Annotated in this window: 20 protein-coding genes; 8 read left to right on the top strand and 12 right to left on the bottom strand. The window is 41.6% G+C overall.

Annotation, left to right across the window (positions count from 1 at the left end; genetic code table 11):
- Positions 1-48: 48 nt before the first annotated feature.
- The 4 genes from FPL27_RS15115 to polX form a co-directional block, all read right to left on the bottom strand.
- Positions 49-900, bottom strand: a complete 852-nt coding sequence (locus FPL27_RS15115) for an outer membrane beta-barrel protein (RefSeq protein ID WP_143961882.1) — start codon at positions 898-900, stop codon at positions 49-51.
- A 196-nt stretch (positions 901-1,096) separates the two neighbouring features.
- Positions 1,097-1,633 carry a YiiX/YebB-like N1pC/P60 family cysteine hydrolase gene (locus FPL27_RS15110; protein ID WP_235893452.1) on the bottom strand — a complete coding sequence of 179 codons (537 nt, stop codon included), beginning with the start codon at positions 1,631-1,633 and terminating at the stop codon, positions 1,097-1,099.
- A complete protein-coding gene (locus FPL27_RS15105; RefSeq protein ID WP_143961881.1) occupies positions 1,633-1,923 on the bottom strand; it encodes a hypothetical protein in 291 nt (96 codons plus the stop codon). The genes FPL27_RS15110 and FPL27_RS15105 overlap by 1 nt, the downstream gene beginning before the upstream one ends.
- 20 nt (positions 1,924-1,943) lie before the next feature.
- Complete coding sequence (polX, locus tag FPL27_RS15100) at positions 1,944-3,650, bottom strand: DNA polymerase/3'-5' exonuclease PolX (protein WP_143962189.1); 1,707 nt, start codon at positions 3,648-3,650, stop codon at positions 1,944-1,946.
- 103 nt (positions 3,651-3,753) lie between these two features.
- Here polX and FPL27_RS15095 point away from each other — a divergent pair, with 103 nt between their 5' ends.
- On the top strand, positions 3,754-4,164 hold the full coding sequence (locus FPL27_RS15095; RefSeq protein ID WP_143961880.1) for an EVE domain-containing protein: 411 nt from the start codon (positions 3,754-3,756) through the stop codon (positions 4,162-4,164).
- Positions 4,161-5,756 carry a transcriptional regulator gene (locus FPL27_RS15090; RefSeq protein ID WP_143961879.1) on the top strand — a complete coding sequence of 532 codons (1,596 nt, stop codon included), beginning with the start codon at positions 4,161-4,163 and terminating at the stop codon, positions 5,754-5,756. Before FPL27_RS15095 ends, FPL27_RS15090 begins: the two co-directional genes overlap by 4 nt.
- A 4-nt stretch (positions 5,757-5,760) precedes the next feature.
- Here FPL27_RS15090 and FPL27_RS15085 read toward each other — a convergent pair whose 3' ends face one another.
- From FPL27_RS15085 to FPL27_RS15060, 6 genes are all read right to left on the bottom strand, one after another.
- Complete coding sequence (locus FPL27_RS15085; protein WP_143961878.1) at positions 5,761-6,771, bottom strand: LacI family DNA-binding transcriptional regulator; 1,011 nt, start codon at positions 6,769-6,771, stop codon at positions 5,761-5,763.
- Positions 6,772-6,824: 53 nt separating this feature from the next.
- Positions 6,825-8,216: a sugar MFS transporter gene (locus FPL27_RS15080; protein WP_143961877.1), complete on the bottom strand. Its 1,392-nt coding sequence runs from the start codon at positions 8,214-8,216 to the stop codon at positions 6,825-6,827.
- Positions 8,213-9,070, bottom strand: coding sequence for an ROK family protein (locus FPL27_RS15075; RefSeq protein ID WP_185974388.1), 858 nt, complete (start codon positions 9,068-9,070; stop codon positions 8,213-8,215). Before FPL27_RS15075 ends, FPL27_RS15080 begins: the two co-directional genes overlap by 4 nt.
- Positions 9,071-9,110: 40 nt before the next feature.
- Entirely contained in the window at positions 9,111-11,408 is a 2,298-nt protein-coding gene (locus FPL27_RS15070) for a GH92 family glycosyl hydrolase (protein ID WP_143961875.1), read from the bottom strand.
- A gap of 91 nt (positions 11,409-11,499) precedes the next feature.
- On the bottom strand, positions 11,500-13,077 hold the full coding sequence (locus tag FPL27_RS15065) for a RagB/SusD family nutrient uptake outer membrane protein (RefSeq protein WP_143961874.1): 1,578 nt from the start codon (positions 13,075-13,077) through the stop codon (positions 11,500-11,502).
- A 12-nt stretch (positions 13,078-13,089) separates the two neighbouring features.
- Complete coding sequence (locus tag FPL27_RS15060) at positions 13,090-16,227, bottom strand: SusC/RagA family TonB-linked outer membrane protein (RefSeq protein ID WP_221936605.1); 3,138 nt, start codon at positions 16,225-16,227, stop codon at positions 13,090-13,092.
- 470 nt (positions 16,228-16,697) lie between these two features.
- Here FPL27_RS15060 and FPL27_RS15055 point away from each other — a divergent pair, with 470 nt between their 5' ends.
- From FPL27_RS15055 to FPL27_RS15040, 4 genes are all read left to right on the top strand, one after another.
- Positions 16,698-18,437: a GMC oxidoreductase gene (locus FPL27_RS15055; protein WP_143961873.1), complete on the top strand. Its 1,740-nt coding sequence runs from the start codon at positions 16,698-16,700 to the stop codon at positions 18,435-18,437.
- A 16-nt stretch (positions 18,438-18,453) separates the two neighbouring features.
- Positions 18,454-19,155: a gluconate 2-dehydrogenase subunit 3 family protein gene (locus FPL27_RS15050; protein WP_143961872.1), complete on the top strand. Its 702-nt coding sequence runs from the start codon at positions 18,454-18,456 to the stop codon at positions 19,153-19,155.
- Between the two features lie 141 nt (positions 19,156-19,296).
- Positions 19,297-19,845 (top strand): bifunctional pyr operon transcriptional regulator/uracil phosphoribosyltransferase PyrR, encoded by a 549-nt coding sequence (gene pyrR / locus FPL27_RS15045; protein WP_143961871.1) that lies wholly within the window; start codon positions 19,297-19,299, stop codon positions 19,843-19,845.
- A 2-nt stretch (positions 19,846-19,847) separates the two neighbouring features.
- On the top strand, positions 19,848-20,771 hold the full coding sequence (locus FPL27_RS15040; RefSeq protein ID WP_143961870.1) for an aspartate carbamoyltransferase catalytic subunit: 924 nt from the start codon (positions 19,848-19,850) through the stop codon (positions 20,769-20,771).
- 50 nt (positions 20,772-20,821) lie between these two features.
- Here the strand turns inward: FPL27_RS15040 and FPL27_RS15035 are convergent, their stop codons facing one another.
- Both FPL27_RS15035 and yidD read right to left on the bottom strand, forming a co-directional pair.
- A complete protein-coding gene (locus FPL27_RS15035) occupies positions 20,822-21,301 on the bottom strand; it encodes a hypothetical protein (protein WP_185974387.1) in 480 nt (159 codons plus the stop codon).
- A 72-nt stretch (positions 21,302-21,373) separates the two neighbouring features.
- A complete protein-coding gene (gene yidD / locus FPL27_RS15030; protein WP_221936604.1) occupies positions 21,374-22,513 on the bottom strand; it encodes a membrane protein insertion efficiency factor YidD in 1,140 nt (379 codons plus the stop codon).
- Between the two features lie 318 nt (positions 22,514-22,831).
- Between yidD and FPL27_RS15025 the strand changes: the two genes are divergently transcribed.
- Positions 22,832-24,199: a cystathionine beta-synthase gene (locus FPL27_RS15025; protein ID WP_143961868.1), complete on the top strand. Its 1,368-nt coding sequence runs from the start codon at positions 22,832-22,834 to the stop codon at positions 24,197-24,199.
- 66 nt (positions 24,200-24,265) lie between these two features.
- A complete protein-coding gene (locus tag FPL27_RS15020) occupies positions 24,266-24,901 on the top strand; it encodes a hypothetical protein (RefSeq protein WP_143961867.1) in 636 nt (211 codons plus the stop codon).
- Positions 24,902-24,940: the final 39 nt, after the last annotated feature.

The following is a 24,940-nucleotide window of genomic DNA, read 5'->3' as shown; positions in this document are numbered from 1 at the left end:
AAAGGCAGACCTTATAGTGGGGCCTGCCTTTTTTTTATTCAATTTAGGTTAAAATAAGCGGTACCTCAGCCCAACATTCATTCCGATGCTATTGAAGAATGTGGTAGTTACCAACTCATCCATTGGACGATTTTGGTCGACATTTGGGTTAAATTCAGCATTGTTGCTAGAGGGGGTCAATTCAGTTACATAATTCGTTTCTCTTGAGTAAGTAGGCAATGCATCTAAACCGTCTTGACCTCCCACTCTAAAGGTCACCGTTTCGGAAACTCGTCTTGGTACGGCTAAGTGAATGGCTTCAAGTTCCCCAAATATTTTCAAACGGTCGTAAACCTCATATTCAGCACCCAAAGTTCCAGAGAAGCCAACTGTGAACTGTCCTCTGACTTCTTCCACTTCTAATACAGAATTACCGCTAGTGGATAATGAAGCAGGAACTCGATATTCTAAAGATGTCACTCCACCTACTGGCAGTACTAGTCCTAACCTCGAATAGGCGCTTAAAATTTGGTCGCTACCTGTGGAAAATACGATAGCAGGGTTAATTCGAGCCTGCCTGGTATGCCCGGATACGGCCAGGACATCACCGCCTACTCTGAATTCAGAAATCGGGACTTTATTGCCGATTAAATAATTCAAGCCGATATCTGCACCTACGTTAGGAGTGATCATATAGCCAGCTCTAACCGTAATGGGTATTCCTCCCCCCAATTTGTTGTTTACAGCTTCAATACTTGTGGGGACACCATCAGGCCCAAGGGTAGTGATATCACCGATTGCGCTACTGGAGGTGGGAAGTGCAAAACCACCCCCAATTTGGAGATAGGTATCCTGAGCCATCAATTTTGAACTGGCAAACGCCATGATGACCATGGCTAGCATTTTTAAGTTTAATCTCATAATTACTGAAATTGGTTTAAATCAGTAACTATGCAAAAACGATACAAAATTTGTTAAAATATCAATAACCTACCTGCCTAAAGGTGGTTTAGAATTCGTGGACGATTGTGAGGGCAGGATCCAGCGACATTCCACCAGGATTCAGTCCGGGCTCCCCTTCTGGTATTTCGATGCCCAAATCCTCAAAATAGCTTTCTCAGATACCGAAAGTCTCACCAGTGTCAGGGTCTTCGAAAGTCATCGGGTTGATTTCAAATATTGGGTTGCCAAGATTGGCCTTTTGAAAGGCGAAGTGAATAAGCTCGGAACAATAATAAGCGTCATTGTGAAGGTTGAAAGCGGAGTCATAAGGCTTTCCTATCAGGGTTCTGGCATAATTTAACGCAGTGGGAATAAGATGTTGATATTCCCCGGTTACCCTCCCCACTATTACGCGAGGTGAACCATCTTCATTTGTGTGGCGGGTAAGAAATTCATGCAAGGGTGTTTGGGAAACGCCTTTGGAAATAGCTTCCAAGACATACCAATCCCCATTTTCTTGCATCAATAGACCATTGTGGGAAAAGTCCCTACCGTCATAGCCATCGGTAACTTTGCGGATTGCCTCACAGAAATCCCCGCAGTCCCCGTCTTGAAACAAGATATCTCCCTCTTTCCAGGCAAACTCATATTCTGTTTGGCAACCTGCAAGAAATCCGATGAGTATTGCAGCTATAATTAAAGGTCTCTTCATTAAACAGCCAGGATAAAAAACATAATGGCCACAGTTAAAATCAACGTCATTTTTTGAGCTTTTTCTTTTATAGTAGGCGCAATTTTTCTTTTGCGAAGCACCAAAACAGCGATGCTCAAGGCAAACATTTGGGCAGCAAGCCCCACTCCATGGACGATGTTGATAATATTATTTGCCGCAAAAGGGCTGTAATTTTGGTACAAAGGCACTAGGCATAGGATAATCCCGGCAAGGCCAACAGCAAAGGACCGCTTTAAAAGCAGGTTTTCATCTTTATCGAAATACTTCATCAAATCTTGGATTGAGTGATTTACTTTTTGATTGTAGCTTTCCTTTTCTCAAAGTAGACTTCCATTTCATTTTTATCGAGGGCATTCAAGGTCATATCCTTGGATAACCCGCCTTTTCTTCCTACCAAAACACCGTAGTGCATATGATTGTAGGTGTTTTTATCATGGGAATCTGGATTGATAGCGATCATCACATTTTGAGTCAAAGCATAATGAACCCATCTCCAGTCCAAGTCGAGCCTCCAAGGATTTGCATTTATTTCAATAGCCACATTATGCTTGGCACAAGCATCGATTATGGTTTTGTGATCGATTGGATAACCGTCCCTTCTAAGTAAAAGTCTTCCAGTCGGATGTCCTAATATTGTCGTATATGGATTTTGAATCGCTCGAAGCAGTCGGGCCGTAGCTTTTTGGGTGTCCATGTTTAGCACACTATGGATTGATGAGACTATGAAGTCAAATTTCGCCAAAACTTCATCCGGGTAATCTAAGCTTCCATCTCCTAAAATGTCACTTTCAATTCCTTTGAAAATCTTAAATGGTGCAAGTTCTTTGTTAAGCTCTTCGATTTCCTGATGCTGTCTTTCAATTTTGGCAACGTCCAATCCCCCTGCATAAACTGCCGTTTGGCTATGGTCGGAGATTCCCAGGTATTCATATCCGAGGTCCCTGCATTGCTCAGCCATTTCTCGAAGGGAATGTTTTCCGTCACTGTAAGTGCTGTGGTTGTGCAGAATGCCTTTTAGGTCTTCGTTTTCTACCAACTTCGGAAGCTTATGCTCCTTGGCGGCTTCCACTTCAAAGTAACCTTCTCTTAGCTCGGTAGGGATATATTGCATACCTGCTTCTTCATAGGCTTCCTCCGGAGAGGTATATGCTTTCTTCCTATAAATATGGGCCATTGTTTGCCCATCGTTTGCCGGAAAATTAAGGTGTTCTGGACTGGAAGTTCTTATCAAAAATTCATTTACAAACATCTCCTCAGGATACAGCCTGAAAGTAAGTGCAATTTCGGGATCATTGAGATGACCATTCCAGGTGAAAGGGGAGGAGAGTCTATAGTTTTGGGTCAAGCCTTCAAACTCATTCAATTTTGTGTTCGCTTCAGACCTGTTTTCAGTTTTGATCAACCACTCAAGATTGGAAATGATCTCCAGGTTTCTTGCAAAATCTCCAACTCGCACCACATTGTTTTCTCCAAAAACTTCCTTAAGGTTTCCATCAAGTTGAAAAGCCAATTCTTCGATTTCCGCATAAAGGTATTTTCCCAGATTGGACGCCTGAAATTCCAAAGCTGCGATAATGGTGTCTTGAGTCTTTTTTCCAAACCCCTTTAAATCTGCTACTTGGCCGGATTGGCATGCTTCCATCAGTTCGTGGGTGGAGGTGATGCCAAGTTCTTTCCAAAGGGTCTTGATCTTTTTAGGGCCTAGACCTTTGAGTTGCATTACCTCCAAAAGCCCCTCGGGGGTGTTGGACAACATTTCCTCCAAATAGGGAAAAGAACCGGTCTCGATAATAGATCGAATGACTTCGGCGATGCTCTTGCCGATACCATTGATTTTTTGAAGTTCTTCGGGGTTCATTTCCATTAGACTAATTTCTCCTCTATCAATGGTAATGACGGCCGACTGGTAACTTCTGATTTTGAATGGGTTTTCTTCGTGAAGTTCCATTAACTGAATGGTCAACTTCAGTTTTTTGATAATGCTCTTGTTGTCCAATTTTAAGTGGGTTTCTTTGAAGGATAAGGCAAATGTCCACAATAAATGTTTCAAATTAAAATCCTAAGACGTATCTTAATAGCTAGAAGCAAAAAATATAGGAATGAAATATTGGCTGGTGAAGACAGAGCCCGAAACTTATGGTTGGGATGATCTCGAGTCGAGAAAAGAAGATATATGGGATGGCGTCAGGAATTACCAGGCCAGGAATTTTCTGAAGGAGATGCAAGAGGGTGATGCGGTTTTGGTGTATCACAGTGGAAAGCATAGAGAAGTGGTAGGTGTGGCAAAAGTTAGTAAAGCAGCTTTTTCTGATCCTGCGGATAAGGAGGAAAAGGGTTGGGTCGCCGTGAAACTTGCTGCGGAGAGAAAGTTGGATAGAGCGGTTTCACTTCAGGAGATTAAAAGTCAGGCGGAATTGTCCGAGATGCTTTTGCTCAAGCAATCCCGCTTATCAGTGATGGGGTTGACAGCCGGTGAATTTGAGTACATTTTACAATTAGGGGAAAAATGAAAAGCTTATTTTCAGTAGTAATTTTATTTTTTATATCATTTGAAGGCTTCTCCCAAGTTCAATTTATAGAGCGGTTGGAAATAGAAACCAAACAGAGCGAGGAGAATTTCATGATTTTTCCTTATGGGAGTGGTGTTTTGGGCTTCAGGGTGCAAGGTGATCGTGGACTGGTACTCAAACGTAAATTTCAATATTTCTTGGGGTCCTCCAACTTACAGAAAGAGGAACTGCGTGAAGTGGAGTTGCCAGATTATCATGACTTGATAGCATATGATTTTGAGGAGGAATATTTATATCTGCTGATTGGCAGGAGTAATATTGGTAAAGAAAGAAAAATCTTCCGCATTAACTTAGAAAACTCCGCACTCGATAAGTTTGATGTAGGTAATACCTTGCAGATAGACCTCCAGGATTTCCAAGTGCTGGATCAAAGAGCGATTATGATGGGGCTTTTGGAGTCCCGTCCGGTGGTACAGGTTTTTGACATTGAAGAGGAAAGTGTATTTACTCTACAAGGCATCTATTCTAATGATGCTAAAATAATACAACTCCAAAAGCAATCTGAATTCGAGGTATTTGATGTGGTAATGAGCCGGCGGGATATGTATAAAAATAAGCTCATTTCAGTGCTGACATTTGATTTGGATGGACAGAAACTTAGAGAGGTGAAAATTGACAAACTTGATGATCCTAAGTTCGAGATTTTGGAGGCTGTACTTACTGAGCCAAACGCTTACAGACAGGCAATGTTTGGTCCTTATGGTCTTCGCAAAAGAGACGCGTTTCAAGGTATCTATTTTGCCAATATCAATGAGTTTGGAGAGTATTACAACCATTATTACAACATGGAGGACTTTCCGAACTTCTATAATTACCTTCCTGAGCGGGCACGGAAAAGGAAAAACAGAAGTGTGGAAAGGGCAATCGAACGGGAAAAGAGCATTACCATTCCAAATGTTTTAGCCACCAGGGAGGTCATGGCAATTGATGATGGATATCTAATCTACAATGATTATTTTTCTCCCTCATCTAGCAGATACATGCAGAACAGAAACTTCTATCCTGGTTCTGAAGCCTACCATAACCAGCATCAGCGTATGTATCCTCCATTGGGTACAGGAATGACTACAGGGGGCTTTGGCCGTCCTGTTTATTTTCAGTTCAAATATATGGCCGCCCAGTTTATGTTTGTGGATTCACAAGGGAAGCTTTTATGGGAAAACTCACTTCCCCTCGGTAACAAGATCAGTGAGTCAGATAATAAATTTGGGCAAGTCAGTTTTGATGGTCAAGATCTTTATTATCTCTATTTGAACAAAACAGATTTGGTCCTTAGCCATATCAGAGACGGGGATGTGATAATGGAAAACGAAAAGTTTGAAATTGAACTTTTGGACGAAAATGAAAGGATTCGCGAGACTCCAGAACATTCACTTTCATTGATGTGGTGGTACGACAATTACTACTTGCTTTCTGGAACTCAAAAAATCAGATACCAGACCGAAAGCGGCCGTGAATCCACCCGACATGTGTTCTTCGTGACTAAAATTAAGGTGGATAATACTGAGATGCGGTTTGCAGAAGGGGGGTAGGGTTTTATCCCGTTGATGATCTTTCCAAAAGTGTGGCAGGCAATTCTTTCTTGACAACCTCCATCTTTCCTTTTAGCTGGGTTAGGATAATATCCATAAGGTTTTTGGATATGTCGTCCAAAGGTTGAACAAGCGCTGTAATAGACGGGTCATAAAGAGAGAAAAGTATATTATCATCAAAAGCCACCACGGCTAGGTCTTCAGGTATTTTCCGCTTCAATCTCTTGATAGCACTGAGTCCATTGATGGTTAAATAGTTTGTGGTGAAAAACAATGCGTCCAATTGGTCATTGGTCACGATAAACTTTTCAATTTCCCTGATTACTTTTTCTGAATTGAAATCATCGAAGCTTACTTCTTTGACGAGAGGCCTTAGATTATTTTCGATCAGGGCATCAAGATATCCATCAAGCCTGTCAGCCATTTGAGTTTGGGTGCTCTTCAGAGTAACCAATCCAATTTGTTTGTAGCCTTTTGCAATTAAGAATAGGTTGGCATCTTTGGAAGCCTGATAATTATTAATGACGACGTGGCTAGTCTCTACTTCTGGGAAAAATCTGTCAAACAACACCACAGGAATATTTTCACTCATTAGACTTTTAATGTCCTCCTCTATCCCCTCGGTGGGTGTAATAATATAGCCATCTGCATGTCTTCCCTTGAAAAGTCTGATGAGTTCTTGCGCCTTCTCCTTTTTGTTGTCAGTACTGCAGTATATAATTTTATAATCATTTTCGAGAGCCTTGCTTTCAATATTTCGGGCAATATTAGAAAAAAACGGGTTAGAGATATCCTCAACCATGAATACTATGATCTTGGATTTTCCTGTTCGAAGGCTTTGGGCAAGCTGATTAGGCTTATAACCTACCTTTTTCACATGCTCAAGGACTTTTTTTGTAAGCTTCTCAGAGATCCGGTTTTCCCTTGCTTTTCCATTTAATATAAAAGAAACAGTGGTGATCGAAATGTTAAGATCATTTGCAATATCCTTGATTGAGTACTTCCTTTTCGCCATAATGGCGGCAAATTAATTAAATATTTGCTTTGACGGACAATTTTGAAGTCATTTCAATCTGTTTTCTTGATTTTATAACCGTTAATTCCGAAAAACATGATATATAAATAACAGGCTAGCGGGACGATGAAAGAGAATTGGACGCTGCCAAAATAATCAGCAAACAATCCCTGGATCGGAGTGATTATAGCCCCCCCCACAATTGCCATCACCAAGATCGAAGATGCCTGGGAGGTGGATTTTCCCAATCCCGAGATCGATAGAGTGAAAATGGTTGGAAACATAATGGAGTTAAACAATCCTATGGCAATCAAGGCCCATAAAGCCAGGTATCCATCTGTAAAGATGGTTATGGAGAGCAAAACGATTACTGCAGCGGCAAAAAGCCATAATGTCCTTTGAGGAATGAATTTGCCTATGACCAAAACTACTACATTGACCAATATTAAAATGCCTGAATAAAGTGCTGCTTGTAAACCATAAATGGATGCCACTGCCAATAAAGCCACCAGGAATATAATTGATATCAGGAGTAGCCTTTTCTGTATATCCTTGCCACTTGCCAGGGCTATAGCGCCAAAAAACCGTCCCACCATGGCTCCGCCCCAGAAGAGAGCAAGAAAATGACTGGCCTCAGCTTCACTTAGACCTGCAATATGAGGGAGGCGCGCGAAGTTTATAATATTACTTCCTATAGCTACCTCTCCGCCTACGTAGGCAAAAATAGCAATGACTCCAAACACCAAATGGCGGTTTTTGAACAGACGGGAACTTGTATGCATGCTTTGGCTAAGCTGAATTTCTGGCAAAGGGAAAAGCTTTATTGCTAATGCTAAGACAATCAGTGTGGCCGACAACCCCAAATAAGGCAGTTTGACGGAGGAGGCATCAATTATTCCTTCACCTACTGTCTGGAATATGAGATAGCCCCCAATTACAGGAGCAAGGGTGGTTCCGAGGGAATTGAAGGCTTGTGTCATATTCAGTCGGCTGGAAGCTCCATCAGGTGGGCCTAAAATTGCTACATAAGGGTTGGCTGCAATTTGAAGTAAAGTGATTCCACAGGCTAACACAAATAGGGCAAAAAGGAAAAAACCATAGCTCAGCATGGTGGCGGCAGGCAGAAATAGTGCACAGCCGATGGCTGCTATCAAAAGCCCCAGTACAATTCCGTTTTTATAGCCAATTTTGCCTATAGGGTCAAATTTCAAAACCGAGAATGCATAATATCCCAATGATACCACAAAGTAAGCCCCAAAGAAGGCCGTTTGCACTAGCATAGCCTGCCAGTTTTTAAGCGTGAAAACTTCTTGCAGGTGGGGGATGAGGATGTCGTTCATGCAGGTAATGAAACCCCACATGAAAAACAAAAGAGTGACCACCGCTAAAGGGGCAAAATAGTTTTCTGCCTTTTTCGATTTACTTTTTGCTGTTATCTGACTCATTTTTTTGATTGATTATGGCTGAAACTTGCCGCGCCAACGATGGTCGCCCACTCCCCAAGTTCAGTTACTTTAACCTCTACCAAGGCGCTATATTTTTTCAAATAGTAGGTCAAAGATGGGAGAAAAAGATGGCTTGATTTGGCAATATTTCCTCCAAGAATTATGGTGTCGGGTTTGATATTTTCAATTAAAGGCAAGAGGAAGTCACCGAGGTTTTCGCCAAATTCCGCAAACAGCTTTTTAAGAGCCTCACTACCTTCTGCAAGTATAGCAATTTCCTGGACACCTAGGGCTTCCTGGCCTGTTCTGTCTTTGAATTGTTTAAGAAACCATGCGGTTGAAAAGTAGTCTTCAGCAATTCCCTCCCTGAAATTGCTTTCCCATAAGGCGGCATCACTTGACTTGCCCGAAGTGTAAATTGCAGAACCTAAGCCCGTTCCTAAGGTAAGCCCTATGGCTGTTTGGCTGCTTTGGGCCACACCACAGGTGATTTCACCTTGGAGAAAACATGCGGCATCATTGACAAAAGTAATCTGTGAAGGTGCCAGGTTTAATTTTTCGGATAACATTAATTTGATGTTCTTGCCATAAAGATTCTGGAATTTACCTTGGGTCTTAATTTTAGAAATGCCGTTTTTATAATCAAATGGGCCGGGAAAAGCAATTCCAATCGTGCCATCGAACTCCTTTTCATGAAGTACCTTTTCGATGGAACGGGCCCAAGTGAAGATAATTTCCTCAGCCGATCCATCAGAACCAAGTTCTACGCGGTAAAGCGACTGAGGGTATATTTTTAATTGGTTAAGGTTAACAAATCCGGAGGTGAAGTGGGAGCCCCCGATATCTATTCCCATAGTTTTTGCGCTGTACATTTAATAAGTAATTAGGGTGCATTCAATCAGTTTTATTCGATAAAGAGTAAGGGAAATCATTTTGATTTACCTGTACAGATTTTAGAGGTTGGTCAGCCATGTCAAAACTAACCACGGCGCCATCCATAAGGTCAAAATAATTGAAATACAATGGGGTGTATTCTTGCCCATTTAAAGTTACTTTTTGTACAAACTTATTGTCAACGCTATTTTCTGGGGCATTAATTTCTATTTTCTTGCCGTTTTGCAAGTGTAGGGTCATTTTTTGGAAAAGAGGGGCGCCCAAAACATACTCATCGGTCCCAGGTGCCACAGGGTAAAAGCCCATTGCCGAAAAGACGTACCAGGCAGATGTCTGGCCGTTGTCCTCATCACCGCAATAACCATCAGGAGTTGGCTTGTACATTCTGTCCATGGTTTCTCGTACCCACTGCTGTGTTTTCCATGGCTGTCCTGCAAAGTTGTAAAGATATATCATATGCTGGATGGGCTGGTTGCCATGAGCATATTGTCCCATATCGGCAATCTGCATTTCACGAATTTCATGGATGACCTGCCCATAATAGCTTTCATCAAAAATTGGAGGCAATTCGAATACCTTATCTAGTTGTTCAGCAAACTCATCCTTGCCTCCCATGAGTTCCATGAGACCATTAATGTCATGAAATACAGACCATGTGTAGTGCCAGCTGTTTCCTTCCGTGAATGCGTCGCCCCATTTGAAAGGATTAAATGGGGACTGAAAGGTGCCATCCTCATTTTTGCCTCGCATTAGGTTATGTTCTTTATCAAAGAGATTACGGTAATTGAGACTTCTCTTTTTATAAAGCTCGATTTCTTCTTTAGGTTTGTTTAAAGCTTCTGCCAGTTTATAAATAGTAAAATCATTGTAGGCATATTCCAAAGTCCGGGCGGCATTTTCATTAATACCCACATCATATGGGACATAGCCCAACTCGTTGTAATAATCCACTCCAGCTCTCCCAACGGCGGTAAGAGGTCCCGCATTATTTGCACCGTGGATCAAAGCCTCATAAAGGGTCTCTATATCATAGTCAAAGTCCTGTCCGATCTTCAAATAAGCATCTGATACAACCGATGCCGAATTGTTACCTATCATGACATTTCGCAAGCCCGGGCTTGCCCATTCCGGTAACCACCCACTTTCCTTGTAGGCATTGGCCAATCCTTCTTGCATTTGAGCGTTAAGTTCAGGATACATGAGGTTTAGGAAGGGAAAGAGTGATCTGAAAGTGTCCCAAAAACCGGTATCAGTAAACATATAGCCAGGTAATATTTCGCCATTGTAGGGACTATAATGGATAACTTCCCCATTCTCATCGTATTCAAAAAATTTCCTTGGAAACAACAAGGACCTGTACAAACAGCTGTAAAAGGTTTTAATCTGGTCCACATCACCACCTTCAATTTCAATTCTGCTCAATTCCTGGTTCCAAATAGACCTTCCTTCCTTTTTCAATTCTTCAAAATCTCTGTCAGCAATTTCATTCTGCAAATTTCGCTCGGCTTGTTCATAACTGATGAAGGAAGAAGCAACTCTTGCCTGGACCGTTTTTCCGTTTTCTGTATCGAAGCTTACTACAGCTTTAGCATGGTTTCCTTCTAATTCATTTCCTGAACTTATCTCATTACCTTCATAAACTTGCGATTCGGTAAAGGGTGTGTCAAAGTAAATGACGAAGTAATTTCTGAAATTTTCTGGTACTCCACCACTGTTTTTGGTGGTATACCCAATCACCTTATTTTCTTCAGGGATAATTTTTATAAAGGATCCATCGTCAAAAGCATCAATTACAAGGTGAGCATCCTTAGTGTCTGGGTATGTTATTTTAAATCTAGCGGCTCTTTCAGTAGGGACAATCTCCGTAGTCACATCGTGATCAGCCAAATAAACCCTATAATAATAAGGTTTGACTTCCTCCGATTTATGAGAAAACCAACTCGCCCTTTCATCTTCATCCACTTTAATGTCACCAGTAATAGGCATGAGGGAAAACTGGCCATAGTCATTCATCCAAGGGGATGGCTGATGGGTTTGTTTGAAACCTCGAATTTGGTCAGCTCCATAGGTGTAGGCCCATCCATTGCCCATTTTACCGGTTTGGGGTGTCCAGAAGTTCATGCCCCAAGGCAAAGCTATAGCAGGGTAAACGTTTCCGTGCGATAGGCTCGGTTTTGAATCCGTTCCCATCAATGGATTTACCCAGTCAACAGGGTTTTCCACTTTGTCAACCAATACATTTTGAGCAGAAGTTTGTCCAATAATTATAAAACAGAATAGCAGGATTAAATGCCTCATAGGTTTAGCTTTCATAATTTAAAGATATAAAAAAGATATAGCCCAAAGGGCTACATCTTTTCAATAGGTAATTGTAGGTTTAATATAGGTTTTAATATCCTTGATTTTGTGTCAAAGCTGGGTTTCTCTGCAATTCGGTTTCCGGTATTGGAAAAAGAAGATGCGTTTCTGCAAAGGTTCTTCCCCAACCGTTTGGCTGACCGATCACGTCCACATAATTGATAACGCCACCCTCTTCCGTGATTGGGTATTGGCGCGTCCTCTGTATGTCAGACCAAAGGTGGAATTCAAAAACTTGTTCCCTGAATTTTTCCTTCCAGACTTCTTGAATGAATTCTTGTGTAGATAGGGAACGTAGTTCAGCTTCTATTTCTCCCCTTTCAATAGTAGGGTAGGCCCGAGATCTTACATCGGCTAGGTACCTCACAGCTTCATCACTTACTCCCTCAGATTGGGCAATAGCCTCTGCTCCAATTAAAAGAATGTCTGCATATCTATACACTGCGACATCTTTTCCGGATGCGGCTGTTTCACGGATGGCAGTTTCATCATGCCACATGTAAGGGGCCGTTTCGAAGGTAAAGGTGTTGCCTTGATTGTTGGTATAAGAGGAATGAAAATATTGCTTTTCCTGAACCCTCAAATCATTTTCAGGGTCATATCCATTCAATAACCTTGTGGAAGGTTGGTAAGCGCCATTTGTAACCCCGTATGCAGCCTCTGAAGTTACAGACACTGGCATGGTATATACAGGGTAGGTGTTGTTGGCGATGCCAACGGTGTATTCAACAAAATAAATGTATTCGGTTGGAGATACACTTGCTCTTCTGATCTTATTAAATGCACTGTTGGCGGGAATGACATTTCCCTCGGCATCCCGATCATGGTCTATAAGTGCATAACTCCCGCTGTTGATGACATTTCTAGCCATGGAAGCTGCATTCTGAAAATTATCTTGCTGTAAAGGGTAGCCGCTCATGGTGAGGTAAACATCTGCCAGTAGGCTTTCCGCAGTCCCTTGAGAGATTCTATTGCCATTGTTAGCCATGCTGGATTGGGAAAGGCCCCCTTCATTAACTGCAAATTCCAAATCAGCAGTGATCAAAGCATAGACTTGGTCAATAGGAGCTCTTTCAAGATAGAGGTTTTCCAATGATTCGTAAGGTTCTTCTACTAGCGGAACTGGCCCAAACATTTTGACCAAATAGAAATACGAGAAAGCTCTGAAAAATCTTGCTTCTGCAAGCAGGGTCGCTGCTTCGTCAGCTGGAAGTCCCTCTACATCCGGAATGTATTTAATTGCATTATTGGCTCGTGCAATCCCTCTATAAAGATCAGCCCAGGTATTCCCTAAATAGGTAGCAAGATTAACGCCGTTTAAGGTCAATTGCTGAGTGTGCTGTACATGTGGTTCCTGCCCTCGGTACTCATTGTCAAAATAACCTGACATATAATTGCCCAACATGGCCCTTGACCCTCCGTAGGAGGCGGCAGAATTGACAATTTGTGGAGCTCCGTTGCGGTAAAGAGAATTGACAGCATCATGAGCATGCTGCGGAATGGTAAAAAACTGCTCTGAGGACATTTCATCCCTTGGCACTTCCTGGAGAAAATCCGAACAGGAAGAGCAGATGCCTGCTATCAGTATGGTATATATATACTTTTTCATTTTGATCAAATTTTAGAATTGTACACTTACTCCTAGCGTGAAAGTTCTAGGTCTTGGGTATTGGAAAAAGAAGATATTCTGGCCCCATTGGTTTCCTGCCCATGAGGAAGATTCAGGGTCAAACCCCTGGAAATCGCTACTTGTGAGTAAGAATGCGTTTTGGACGCTAGTATACACTCTCAAGTTATTCATGTTGAATCTAGATACCAGCTCTCTGTCAAAGGTATAACCCAATGAAATAAGATTACCTCTTATATATGAACCGTCAGCCACCCAATGGTCATCAATCTCACTGTTCTGTCCAGAATAGGCGGCATTTCTGATCTGCTGCACATTGGTGTTTTGGTTTTCTGGAGTCCAACTGTCATACAGGGAAGTTCTAAGTGTGTTTGCTATACCAGTTCTGTCTTCTACGGAGTGCAAAAACTGCTGCAATACATCTACTCCGTACACGAACTGAAGTTCAAGACTGAAATCCCAGTTTTTGTAGCGTACATTGTTAATCCAAGAGCCAGTCCAATCTGGTAGACCGTTGCCAATTATAGTTGGGTCCTCAGACCTCTTGGCCTCTCCAGGTACTCTTCCGACTGCGGCGGCTTCAGCTACCTCATCGGTACCCCAAGTGCCCAATCTTTGGAAGCCCCAGAAGGAACTCAAAGGCTCACCCACTCTCAGGATCGTCTGTGAACCGGATACCCAGTTTGGACCAGGAAATATGTCTTCATTATTTTCACCGAGTGATTCAATTCTATTGATGTTGTAATTGAAGTTTATAGTGGTTTCCCAATGGAAATCCGGTCTGTTAATTGGGTAACCGGTTGCCAAAAATTCAATACCTCTATTGGAAATAGAGCCTATGTTATCCCTTACTCCGGAAAATCCAGTATGGTAAGGCACAGGTCTATCCAAGAGCAGATCGGAGGTCAATTTATAATAGTAGTCAAAACCAAGTGTTAATCTTCTATTGAATAAACCCATATCAAAACCTACATCAAATTGGTTTGTTCTTTCCCAGCCTAGGTCAGGGTTTGGTAGTCTATTGATAAAGCTGTGTGAGGCTCTAGAGCCATCTAAAAGGACTGTTCCAGAACTTACCGTGCCAAGAGATTGATACATTGGGATTTCGGTGTTCCCCGTGATTCCGAAGCTTGACCTAATTTTCAGTTCATCAATTCCGGTTGCATTTTCCATAAAGGATTCATTGCTTAATATCCAGCCTAGTCCGGCTGAAGGGAATACGCCATATTTATTGTTATCTCCAAATCTAGATGAACCATCAATTCTTCCGGTTAAGGTCAATAAATAGCGGTCTTTTAGTGTATAGCTACCTCTTAAGAAATAAGAGTTCATGGTCCAGTTGTTGAAATTGGACTGAGGGGCTTCCGGCTGGCTGGCCGCCTGAATTCGGTTGAACCTGAAAAAGTCATCAGAAAAACCTCTCGCTTCTACAAAATTCCCCTCAAAGGTTCTTCCTTGCCAGCTCAATCCCAACACAGCATTGATCCTATGATCACCAAAGTCTTTGTTGTAAGTCAAATAAGTTTCCTCTTGCCAGTAAGTGCTTCTTTGGTTATTGATGGAAGCATAGCCTAGTGGTGCTGAGATGTTGATTAAGTCCGTCGGGCCGTAATCTTGAAATTTCCTGTCATGAACGTCAAAGCCAAACTGCGTTCTTAAATCCAAACCTGGAGCTAAATGAAAAGTAACATGTGTGTTTCCAAATATCTGAGTACGGTTTCTTAGACGGTCCTGAGTGCTCAAAACATGGACAGGGTTGGCCATAGGTTCTATATTATAGGGGTCGCTAATCATGGAAGAGTTGCTCCATGTGCCATCGGGAAACTGAACGGGAAAAATGGGGGGCATTTCCAGCATGGTCCGTCTAGGAAATTGACCGCCACCGCCTTCTTCGACCTCATTTTCCTTGGTATGGTTAACCATTAGGTTCATCCCAATTGAAATCCAGTCTTTTGGTGTTGCATCATAGGTGATTTTTCCATTAATTCTTTCCATCCAGCTATTAAGCATAATACCTTCCATTCTAGAATAGTTGACAAAAGCACCAACTGAACTTCTGTCGCCCCCTTGCTGAATGGATATCTGGTGATTATGCGAAAGTGCCGTTCGAGTGGCTTCTTTTTGCCAATCTGTATCATACAAAGGATTTCCGTTACTATCAAAAAGCCTAGGATCCTCTCTGCTAAATACTGGAGGGGTGCTGCCCGAATATTGAGGGTGATTAGCAAAACCTCTTTCCACCACTTCCAAATATTCCTCTGAATTCATCATGTCCATGCGGGTAGGTAAAACTCCAACATTTACAAATCCCTCATAACCTACGACGATTCCATCGGTTTTAGTGCCTCTCCTGGTCGTGATCAATATTACTCCATTAGCCCCTCTGGAACCATAAATCGCAGTAGCGGAGGCATCTTTCAAAACCTCCAAGCTTTCTATGTCATTTGGGTTCATGAATCTAATGTCTTCCATTACCACTCCATCAACTACATAGAGAGGGTCCGAAGAGGCATTTACAGTTCCTAAGCCTCTTATAATTACTCGTGGGCTACTAGTAGGTGAACCTGAGTTAAGGCTTACATTTACACCAGCCACTTTGCCTTTTAGGCCTTGAAGTACATTTCCCACAGGTTCGCGAAGCAGATCTTCAGATCCCACTGTTCCCACAGATCCGGTAAGGTCAGATTTTCGTTGGCTACCATAACCTACCACTACTACCTCATCCAAAGCACTTGTACCTTGATTTAGCACAACTTCAATATTAGTCTCGTTGCCTACTTGGATTTCCTTACTTTCCAAGCCGACAAAGCTAAAAACCAATATCGACGTTTCTGAAGGTACTTCTAATGTGAAATTACCGTCAATATCAGTGACGGTTCCCAAAGATGTTCCTTTTACCATAATAGAAACCCCTGGAAGAGTCTCGCCGAACTCATCTCTTACAGTTCCCCTGATTAGGATTTCATCTTGTTGCTTGTCGATTATAACTTCTAAAGGTTGAGAAATATTTGGCTCGCTAGCCAAGGCTGCATGCATGGGTAATATTGAAACGCCCATGATCATGGAATTACGGAGAAACCTCCATACAGGGATTTTTCGCTGAAGTGGAGGAGGGAGTAGTTTTGTGTTCATGTCATTTACTTTGGGTTAAACTAAATTGTTTTAGCAATGATAGATAATTATTAATTTTATGTCATCGCAATCGATTTCCATAAATGGTTAAAAAAGAGCTTTCCAATACCTGAAAGGTTTTAGCTATTTTATAGATTTTGAGGTGGATTGAGATCAAAACAAGTTTATTTTCAGTTGATTAAATGGATTTGTGACAGCTATACTACATAAAAATTTTAAATTATCACAAACCTTTAATCAAAAATTATAAGGAAGACTTTAGTCGAAACCCTTAATTATCTAGCAGGAATCTGTCTTTTAAACCTGAAAAAGCCATTTATCACTCATTTAGATAAATTTTTAGAATTTATGTTTGAAATAGCAGAAGTATTAAACATATTTGTTGCTAATAAATCGTTTTAGTCGTGGAGATTAATGCGTGGGTCCTCTTATAAATGGTAGGATCCAATAAACCATAACCCAAGTACCCTATGAGTTTTCAGATTAAAGAATCAGCGCAGGAATACGATGTTATCATCGTGGGTTCTGGAGCTGGTGGTGGGATGGCTTCCAAGATTCTTTCAGAGGCCGGATTTTCAATAGCTGTAGTAGAGGCAGGAGGCGATTTTGATCCTGCTAAGGAAGAACATCGGACCCAGTTAAGGTTTCCTTGGGAATCGCCCAGAAGAGGAGCGGGCACTATTCGCCCATTCGGTGATTTTGATGCGGCCATAGGGGGCTGGGATATCGAAGGCGAACCATACACCAGAAATACCGGGACACGGTTCGATTGGTTTAGGTCCAGAATGTTAGGTGGTCGTACCAACCACTGGGGACGGATCTCCCTCCGGTTTGGGCCAAATGATTTCAAAAGAAGCAGTATAGATGGGTTGGGAGATGATTGGCCAATTGGTTATGATGACCTCAAGCCCTATTATGATAAAGTTGACAAGTTGATAGGAGTATTCGGAACAAAAGAGGGTATTTATAATGAACCTGATGGGTTTTTTCTACCGCCTCCAAAGCCAAGACTACATGAATTGTTGATCAAGAAAAGTGCAGACAAAGTTAACATCCCAGTTATTCCTTCTCGCTTATCGGTGCTCACTAGACCAATTAACAATGAACGTGGGGTTTGTTTTTTCTGCAACCAATGTAATAGGGCCTGTCAGGCGTATGCAGATTTCTCCTCAGGAACCTGCCTTGTCAAGCCTGCTATGAAAAAAGGCAAAGTGGACCTTTTTACCAATTCTATGGTGCGTAAGGTAACTACCAACGATAGGGGGGATGCCACTGGGGTTTCCTTCGTGAGCAAGATGGATTTGAAGGAATATAAACTTAAATCCCGAGTGGTAGTCCTGGGCGCTTCTGCATGTGAGTCTGCCAGAATCATGCTCAATTCTAAATCTAAAACCCACCCCGATGGATTGGGTAACCAGAGTGGAATGGTAGGTAGGTATCTTCATGACTCCACTGGGGCGGACCGCATGGCTGTCATACCTGACCTGGTAGATAGGGATCGCTACAATGAGGACGGTACAGGCGGAATGCACGTCTATACACCTTGGTGGCTCGACAACAAAAAGCTCGATTTTGCGCGCGGGTACCATATTGAATTTTGGGGTGGTATGGGAATGCCTTCCTATGGATTTGGAACGGGCATGGACACTTTGAGAAGTCATATCAAAGATGAATTTGGAAGCCCAAGTCCAAATGGAGGTTACGGGACCGGATTGAAAAAGGATATCAAAAGGTTTTACGGTACCACTGTTGGTATGTCAGGCAGAGGTGAAAGTGTCCCTCAGTATGATAATTATTGCGAAATTGATCAAACAACCGTGGACAAATATGGTATTCCGGTATTGAAATTCAATTATAATTGGACTGACCAAGAGCTTAAGCAAGCCAAGCATATGCATGAAACCTTTGAGGAAATTCTGTTAGGAATGGGTGGGAAGCTGTTGGGTGCCAAACCAGGCAAGGAATCCCAGTACGGCCTACATGCGCCGGGTAGGATTATTCATGAGGTGGGTACCACCCGGATGGGGAATGATCCGGCTTCCTCGGTTTTAAACAGTAATTGCCAGGCGCATGACTGCAAGAATCTTTTTGTCGTGGATGGTGGGCCATTTGTATCGCAAGCTGATAAAAACCCCACTTGGACTATACTTGCTTTGGCATGGAGGACTTCCGATTATATAGTTGATCAATTGAAGAAAAAGAATATTTAATCATAAGGGATAGGTGATGAATAGAAGAGAAAATTTAAAACTGCTCTTTACCGGAGCTTCAGGTTTTTTACTGGCTGGCTGTAGTGTCGAGGAAAGTGCAGTCGAAGAGGTTCCTGTGAATGCAGGATTTTCTACCTCAGGTAGGAGTCCAGAAGAGATTGCCATTGACAAAAAGTTGCTTTCAGAAACCTTTTTTACTGAAAAGGAGGTAGAAAAGCTCAATTATTTAGTAGAGGTCATCATTCCAGCCGACGAAGACTCTGGGAGCGCACTCGATGCAGGTGTGCCTGATTTCATTGAGTTTATGGTAAAAGATATACCCGCTTACCAAACACGTATGCGTGGAGGACTGAGTTGGCTTGACAATCATGCCTTGGATAGGTTTGATAAGATATTTATGGAGCTATCAGGAAATGAACGCATATCTATCATCGATGAAATAGCCTATCCAGACAAAGCGACCCCGGAAGTTATAAACGGCGTGAAATTTTTCAACTTATTGAGAGATTTAACTACTACAGGATATTTTACTTCCAAGATTGGCTTTGATGATTTAGGATATGTGGGCAATAGGCCCAATGTATGGGATGGGGTTCCAGAGCATGTCCTAGAAAAGTATAAGGTTTCCTATGATCCAAAACTAGCAGACCTATACCTCAAACCTGACCAACGGGGAGTAGTGGCTCAATGGGATAATGATGGCAATCTTATAGGTTAAAACATTTAAAGATGCATATTTGAATTTTGGGTTTATTGATAAAAATGGCTTGAGCAGTACTTGAGCCTTTTTTTGTGCATAGAACCCACCCAGTTTGTATCCTTGTAAAAAGCAGGATATATTTGTATCCAAATTAGAGCTATGCAAAAAAGACTTGTCCTTGACCACAATCAGATTGCAATCATTTTGCGGCGTTTTTGCCATCAGCTGATTGAGAACCATGATGACTTTGATAATACGGTATTTTTAGGCTTACAGCCTCGGGGGCCTATAGTTTTGGACAAGTTAGTAGCCCTTTTGGAGGAAATAAGTGGAGTGAAAGTGCCTTTCGGTTATTTGGACGCCACCTTTCACAGAGATGATTTTAGAAGAAGGGACTTACCGCTGACAGCCAACGAAACCAAAATCGATTTTTTAATAGAAGGCAAAAAAGTAGTTCTTGTTGATGATGTGCTTTACAAAGGCCGTTCCGTGAGGGCAGCCATGGATGCCATGATTGCTTTTGGAAGGCCGCAAAAAGTAGAATTGATGATTCTTATCGACAGAAAATATACCCGGGATTATCCCATCAAACCTGATTATTTTGGAAGGCAGGTCAATACCTTGGAAAGCCAGCATGTGAGCGTGGAATGGAAAGATAAGGGATTTGAGCAGGATGCCATTTGGATTACAGAAAAAGATAAAAGCTAAACATGTCACAGCTGAGTACCAGACACCTGTTAGGAATCAAGGATATCACTGAGCAAGATATTCATACCATCTTTGACACCGCTCAAAATTTCAAAGAGGTCATAAACCGGCCGATCAAAAAAGTACCTTCCCTCAGGGATATCACAATCGCCAATATCTTTTTCGAAAATTCCACCAGAACCAAGCTTTCATTTGAGCTTGCCGAAAAAAGGCTTTCTGCGGATGTTGTCAACTTTTCCTCCAGCAACAGTAGTGTAAAGAAAGGGGAAACCCTCATAGATACCGTCAACAACATCCTGTCCATGAAAGTGGACATGGTGGTCATGAGACACAGCAGCCCGGGAGCTGCACATTTCCTTTCGCGTAACATTAATGCCAATATCGTCAATGCAGGCGATGGCACTCATGAACATCCCACCCAAGCACTTTTGGACGCCTATTCCATCAAGGAAAAGCTTGGAGATGTAGCGGGGAAAAAAGTTGCTATTATTGGAGATATCCTGCACTCAAGGGTTGCCCTTTCCAATATCTTTTGCTTGCAGAAACTTGGGGCTGAAGTGATGGTTTGCGGCCCGATTACGCTTTTGCCCAAGCATATTGCAAGCCTCGGGGTGAAGGTGGAATACGATGTCCAAAAAGCACTGGAGTGGTGCGATGTGGCAAACGTTCTGCGGATACAATTGGAAAGGCAGCAGATCAAATATTTTCCTTCTCTACGGGAATACAGCCTTTATTATGGTATCAACCGAAAAATGCTAGACAGGCTAGATAAGGAAATAGTAATCATGCACCCAGGCCCAATCAATAGGGGAGTGGAATTGAATTCTGACGTGGCTGACAGCGAGCATTCAATCATCTTGCATCAGGTTGAAAATGGAGTGGCGGTAAGAATGGCCGTGCTTTATCTTTTGGCTGGGGCGAAATAAAAAAGTCCGCTCTGGGAGAGCGGACTTAATTAATGTACTCGGAAGTATGATTATTGGACAGCGATTTGAATATCGTTGGCTACTCTAGCGTCAACAGCATAACCTTTTGGTATTACTGCATTCTTGCCTTTCATAGTTAAGAATAAAATACATACCAAAACACCTAGTGCTATTGCTGCAACTTGTCGGTCGTCTCCCTCTTCAGTAAGTCTACCGCCTGTAAGAAGTATTTCTGAACCATCAACTGCTTCAACAGATCTGATTTCAACCTCTACAAACCCTTCTTTTCCGAGACCTTTGGCTCTTTGAACTCTCAAAACCTGACCTCTGGCAAGAGCACCTCTTTTTACCACTGTTTGACCCTCAACCTTGATGTCTTGTCTTACAAAAAAATCTAAGGTCTGACCCGCGGTCAGAGTAGCTGAATTTATCTCATTTGCATTCTCTAAAGGAATAATGGTTCCTGAAGAAAGGGTTACTTCCTGATAGCCTTTAGTTGAAAAAGACATGGTAAGTATGGAAACGATCATTAGAAAACACGTTGTCCGAATCAATCTTGAATTGTAGATATTCTGTATCATATTACATTATTTGGGATTAAATTATTTATTTGTTGAGTACATTAATTTTCTTTTAAGTTGATCTTTTTTAGCCTGGTTGTATCTATGGGCGGATTTAGCTCCTCCAGTAATATTGCCTATATAGAATGATGCAGAAAACACTCCCGTGAGAATGCCCATGCCGTAATTTTCGGTTTTAAAGCTTGTGTAGGTAGCGTATGCAAAAAGCGAATTAAGTAAAAGAGAGCTGATGGCTGTAGTTCGATGACCAGTATATAAGTACCCAGCACCTGGGATAATTCCTAAAGCTCCTGCGAGAGCTGGACTTTTCTTTTTGAGTTTAGCAATATCTTCAACTACACGGGTATTCTGGGAAGCAAAATCATAGTAAGCGTATTCCGTGTCTACTTGATTAAATTTATTTATAGCTTCATCATAGTTGTCCTGATGTGCTAGCACATATCCTCCAAACAACTTGGCGTTATTAGAGAAAGAGGACGAGGCGGGAATTTTTGAAGCGTATGTTAAGGCTTCAGGGTAGTTATTTAAATGATACCATGATTCCCCGACCTCCAATAAGATCAAGGGATGGGTCTTAAGCTCAGGATTGAGCTTAAATTCAAAATCGTAAATGATCTTTTCATATTCTCCAAGAGCTGCTAAGCTCGAATAGTAGTTGTACTCCAAGATCAGGGAGGGAGGTTGGCTCTCTCCGAAGTGTTTCATTCTTTGATATTCGGTTATCGCGGACTCATATAATCCTTCATTAATTAGGCTGAGGAAAAATGTTGTGTCATTTTTTTGCCTGAAAAATTCCAAATTTTTCCCAAATCTTTTCGAAGGCCGACCTAATTTCAAACTATCTAACTCCCCAACAACTACTGGGTCTAGCAATTTAGCTTGATTACCCACAATAGACATCGGATAATAAGAATGTTCATGACCGCATCTCATCAGCCTGTCGGCTGTATTAAACCAGCCAATTAAAGCGCCGTGATTCTGAAATGAGGAGATCGAGTACTTAGAGCAACTTGGGTACATGGGGCAGCTGCTTCCTCTCGTGTCGCTGATGTAATCCTGATAAAATTTATAAAGGTCTTTTATCGCCTCATCTTGAGCGATAGCTTTATTGCCACTGAAATACAATAAATTAAAGAGACAAAGTATTTGTAAAAACTTCAAATTGAGAACTATTAATCCTTTTTATAATGCAGCAATATTAGTAAAAAAAACCTTATAAAAAAGATAGGAATTGGCTATTCAACCCTTGATCTTTTAAGATTTACTTGTTTTTAGTTTTAAGTAGAGAATTTGCGAAGCCGAAAAGCAAAAAAGATAGTTTATAAAATAATAAATTATTTATTAAGAACTTGATTTAGTAGATTGATGTTGGGTTAGAATTGGGGTGGGTTTTTGAAATTTTGTTTGGAAATTTCCGTATTAATTGCCCTTTTGGTTTAGAAAAAATTTGTAAATTGCAGGCAAAGAAGATTTTAAAAAATGATTTATAATTCCATTATCGAAACCATCGGCAACACGCCTATGGTCAGACTTAATAAGGTAAATGCCGGAATCAAGGGTGAAATCCTGGTAAAGGTTGAATATTTCAACCCTGGCAACTCCATGAAGGACCGTATGGCCATCAAAATGGTGGAGGATGCGGAGAAGGAAGGTATCCTAAAACCGGGTGGAACCATCATCGAAGGGACCAGTGGAAACACAGGGATGGGCTTGGCCTTGGCCGCCATCGCCAAGGGTTACAAATGTATCTTTACCATGGCCGATAAGCAATCTAAGGAAAAGATAGATATTTTAAAGGCTGTTGGAGCTGAAGTGATCGTTTGTCCTACAAACGTTTCTCCAGAAGATCCTAGGTCGTATTATTCTGTTGCCAAAAAGCTCAATGAGGATATCCCAAATTCTTTCTACCCAAACCAGTATGATAACCAGTCCAACTGGAAGGCTCACTACGAGACTACTGGGCCGGAAATCTGGAATGACACTGAAGGAAAAATCACCCATTATGCAGCTGGAGTGGGAACAGGTGGATCCATGTCAGGTACTGCTAAGTATCTGAAAGAACAAAATCCCGATATTGTAACTGTAGGAATTGATACTTATGGTTCTGTATTCAAGAAATATAAGGAAACAGGCGTTTTTGATGAGAAAGAAGTATACCCATACCTTACTGAAGGTATCGGAGAAGACATCCTTCCCAAAAATGTTGATTTCTCTGTAATAGACCATTTCATCAAAGTGACGGACAAGGATTCGGCAGTGATGACCCGTAGACTTTCCCGTGAGGAAGGTCTTTTTGTGGGCTGGTCGTGCGGATCAGCCGTACACGGGGCTTTGGAATATGCTAAGGAGAATTTAAAAGAGGGCGATAGAATGGTTATTATCCTTCCCGATCACGGTACCCGTTACTTGGGCAAGGTATATAATGATGAATGGATGCGCAATCATGGTTTCCTTGAAGATAAAAGTTACTCCACTGCAAGAGACATCATATCCGGCCGAAATGGTTCTTTTGAACTCTCGGTGATTAAAAAAGATGACAGCGTTCGATCTGCCATACAGTTGATGAATAAAAAAGGTGTTTCCCAGATTCCAGTCGTTGAAGAAGGAAATGTAGTGGGCAGCCTTACTGATAGTAAGTTGCTCAATAAGTTAATAGATAATCCACAGTTAAAGGATGCACAGGTGTCTGAAGTAATGGAAAATGCGATGAAATTTGTCGCATTGGATAGTACCTTGGATGTGCTTTCATCTTTGGTAGAAAGAGAGAAGGCTGTTTTGGTAAGAGATCACCTTGATCAGATCCACATCATTACCAAGCATGATATACTAGAAGCAGCTACCAAGTAATTTAAATAAAAACACACTTACCCAAATGCACAGAAATTTTTTCTGTGCATTTGTCATTTTCTACAAATGGAAAAGAAAAGTATTGAAAAGCTCTTGGAAAAGGGCTATGACTTTGATATTGAAATTGCATTCAGAAAAGCTTGGGAGATGTTTTCCCAAAATGCCATCAATTCTGTGGCATATAGTTTGTTGATTTTGTCGGTGCAGCTTCTGGTGGCCACTTATGTACCCGAATTGACATTGGTTTATAGTATTTTTCTTTTCCCGGCGTTGGTAGGAGGGTTTTTTCTCGTGGCCAACAAAATCAGTCAAGGGGAAGGGGTGGTTTATCCAGATTTTTTCCAGGGTTTTCAATATTACATTACACTGGTTTTGATCAATCTCGTAGGGCAGGTCCTGGTAGCTTTGGGGATAATGGTCTTGATTATACCCGGAATGTACCTCTTGGTTGGATACATGTTCTCATTTCTGATTGCCATTTTTGCAGGAACTGACTTTTGGCAGTCCCTAGAATTAAGTCGAAAACTGATTCATAAGCGCTGGTGGAAATTTTTTATACTGTTTTTGGTGTTGTTGGTTTTAAACGTGGTGGCCGCCCTACCTGCGTTGTTGGGATTATTGGTCTCACTGCCGTTGAGCATGTATGTGATCTATAACGTTTTTGAAATGGTTACCGAAAACGTATATGACTCAGAGGAATAGCAATGGTATAAATATTGGGATATAAATTCTAAACAAGCA

This window comes from Litoribacter populi (assembly GCF_007483685.1).
GTDB lineage: Bacteria > Bacteroidota > Bacteroidia > Cytophagales > Cyclobacteriaceae > Litoribacter > Litoribacter populi.
The sequence above is the reverse complement of the archived record's forward strand: the minus strand, read 5'-3'. Positions and strand labels throughout refer to the sequence as shown.

Coding starts and splice junctions, on each gene's coding strand:
- FPL27_RS15075 (WP_185974388.1), bottom strand. CDS start 9,070: ATGGGAATAGATATCGGGGGCTCCCACTTCACCTCCGGATTTGTTAAC.
- pyrR (WP_143961871.1), top strand. CDS start 19,297: ATGCAAAAAAGACTTGTCCTTGACCACAATCAGATTGCAATCATTTTG.
- FPL27_RS15050 (WP_143961872.1), top strand. CDS start 18,454: ATGAATAGAAGAGAAAATTTAAAACTGCTCTTTACCGGAGCTTCAGGT.
- FPL27_RS15095 (WP_143961880.1), top strand. CDS start 3,754: ATGAAATATTGGCTGGTGAAGACAGAGCCCGAAACTTATGGTTGGGAT.
- FPL27_RS15080 (WP_143961877.1), bottom strand. CDS start 8,216: ATGAGTCAGATAACAGCAAAAAGTAAATCGAAAAAGGCAGAAAACTAT.
- FPL27_RS15105 (WP_143961881.1), bottom strand. CDS start 1,923: ATGAAGTATTTCGATAAAGATGAAAACCTGCTTTTAAAGCGGTCCTTT.
- FPL27_RS15070 (WP_143961875.1), bottom strand. CDS start 11,408: ATGAGGCATTTAATCCTGCTATTCTGTTTTATAATTATTGGACAAACT.
- FPL27_RS15040 (WP_143961870.1), top strand. CDS start 19,848: ATGTCACAGCTGAGTACCAGACACCTGTTAGGAATCAAGGATATCACT.
- FPL27_RS15085 (WP_143961878.1), bottom strand. CDS start 6,771: ATGGCGAAAAGGAAGTACTCAATCAAGGATATTGCAAATGATCTTAAC.
- FPL27_RS15090 (WP_143961879.1), top strand. CDS start 4,161: ATGAAAAGCTTATTTTCAGTAGTAATTTTATTTTTTATATCATTTGAA.
- FPL27_RS15110 (WP_235893452.1), bottom strand. CDS start 1,633: ATGAAGAGACCTTTAATTATAGCTGCAATACTCATCGGATTTCTTGCA.
- FPL27_RS15115 (WP_143961882.1), bottom strand. CDS start 900: ATGAGATTAAACTTAAAAATGCTAGCCATGGTCATCATGGCGTTTGCC.
- FPL27_RS15060 (WP_221936605.1), bottom strand. CDS start 16,227: ATGAACACAAAACTACTCCCTCCTCCACTTCAGCGAAAAATCCCTGTA.
- FPL27_RS15025 (WP_143961868.1), top strand. CDS start 22,832: ATGATTTATAATTCCATTATCGAAACCATCGGCAACACGCCTATGGTC.
- FPL27_RS15065 (WP_143961874.1), bottom strand. CDS start 13,077: ATGAAAAAGTATATATATACCATACTGATAGCAGGCATCTGCTCTTCC.
- FPL27_RS15020 (WP_143961867.1), top strand. CDS start 24,266: ATGGAAAAGAAAAGTATTGAAAAGCTCTTGGAAAAGGGCTATGACTTT.
- FPL27_RS15035 (WP_185974387.1), bottom strand. CDS start 21,301: ATGATCGTTTCCATACTTACCATGTCTTTTTCAACTAAAGGCTATCAG.
- FPL27_RS15055 (WP_143961873.1), top strand. CDS start 16,698: ATGAGTTTTCAGATTAAAGAATCAGCGCAGGAATACGATGTTATCATC.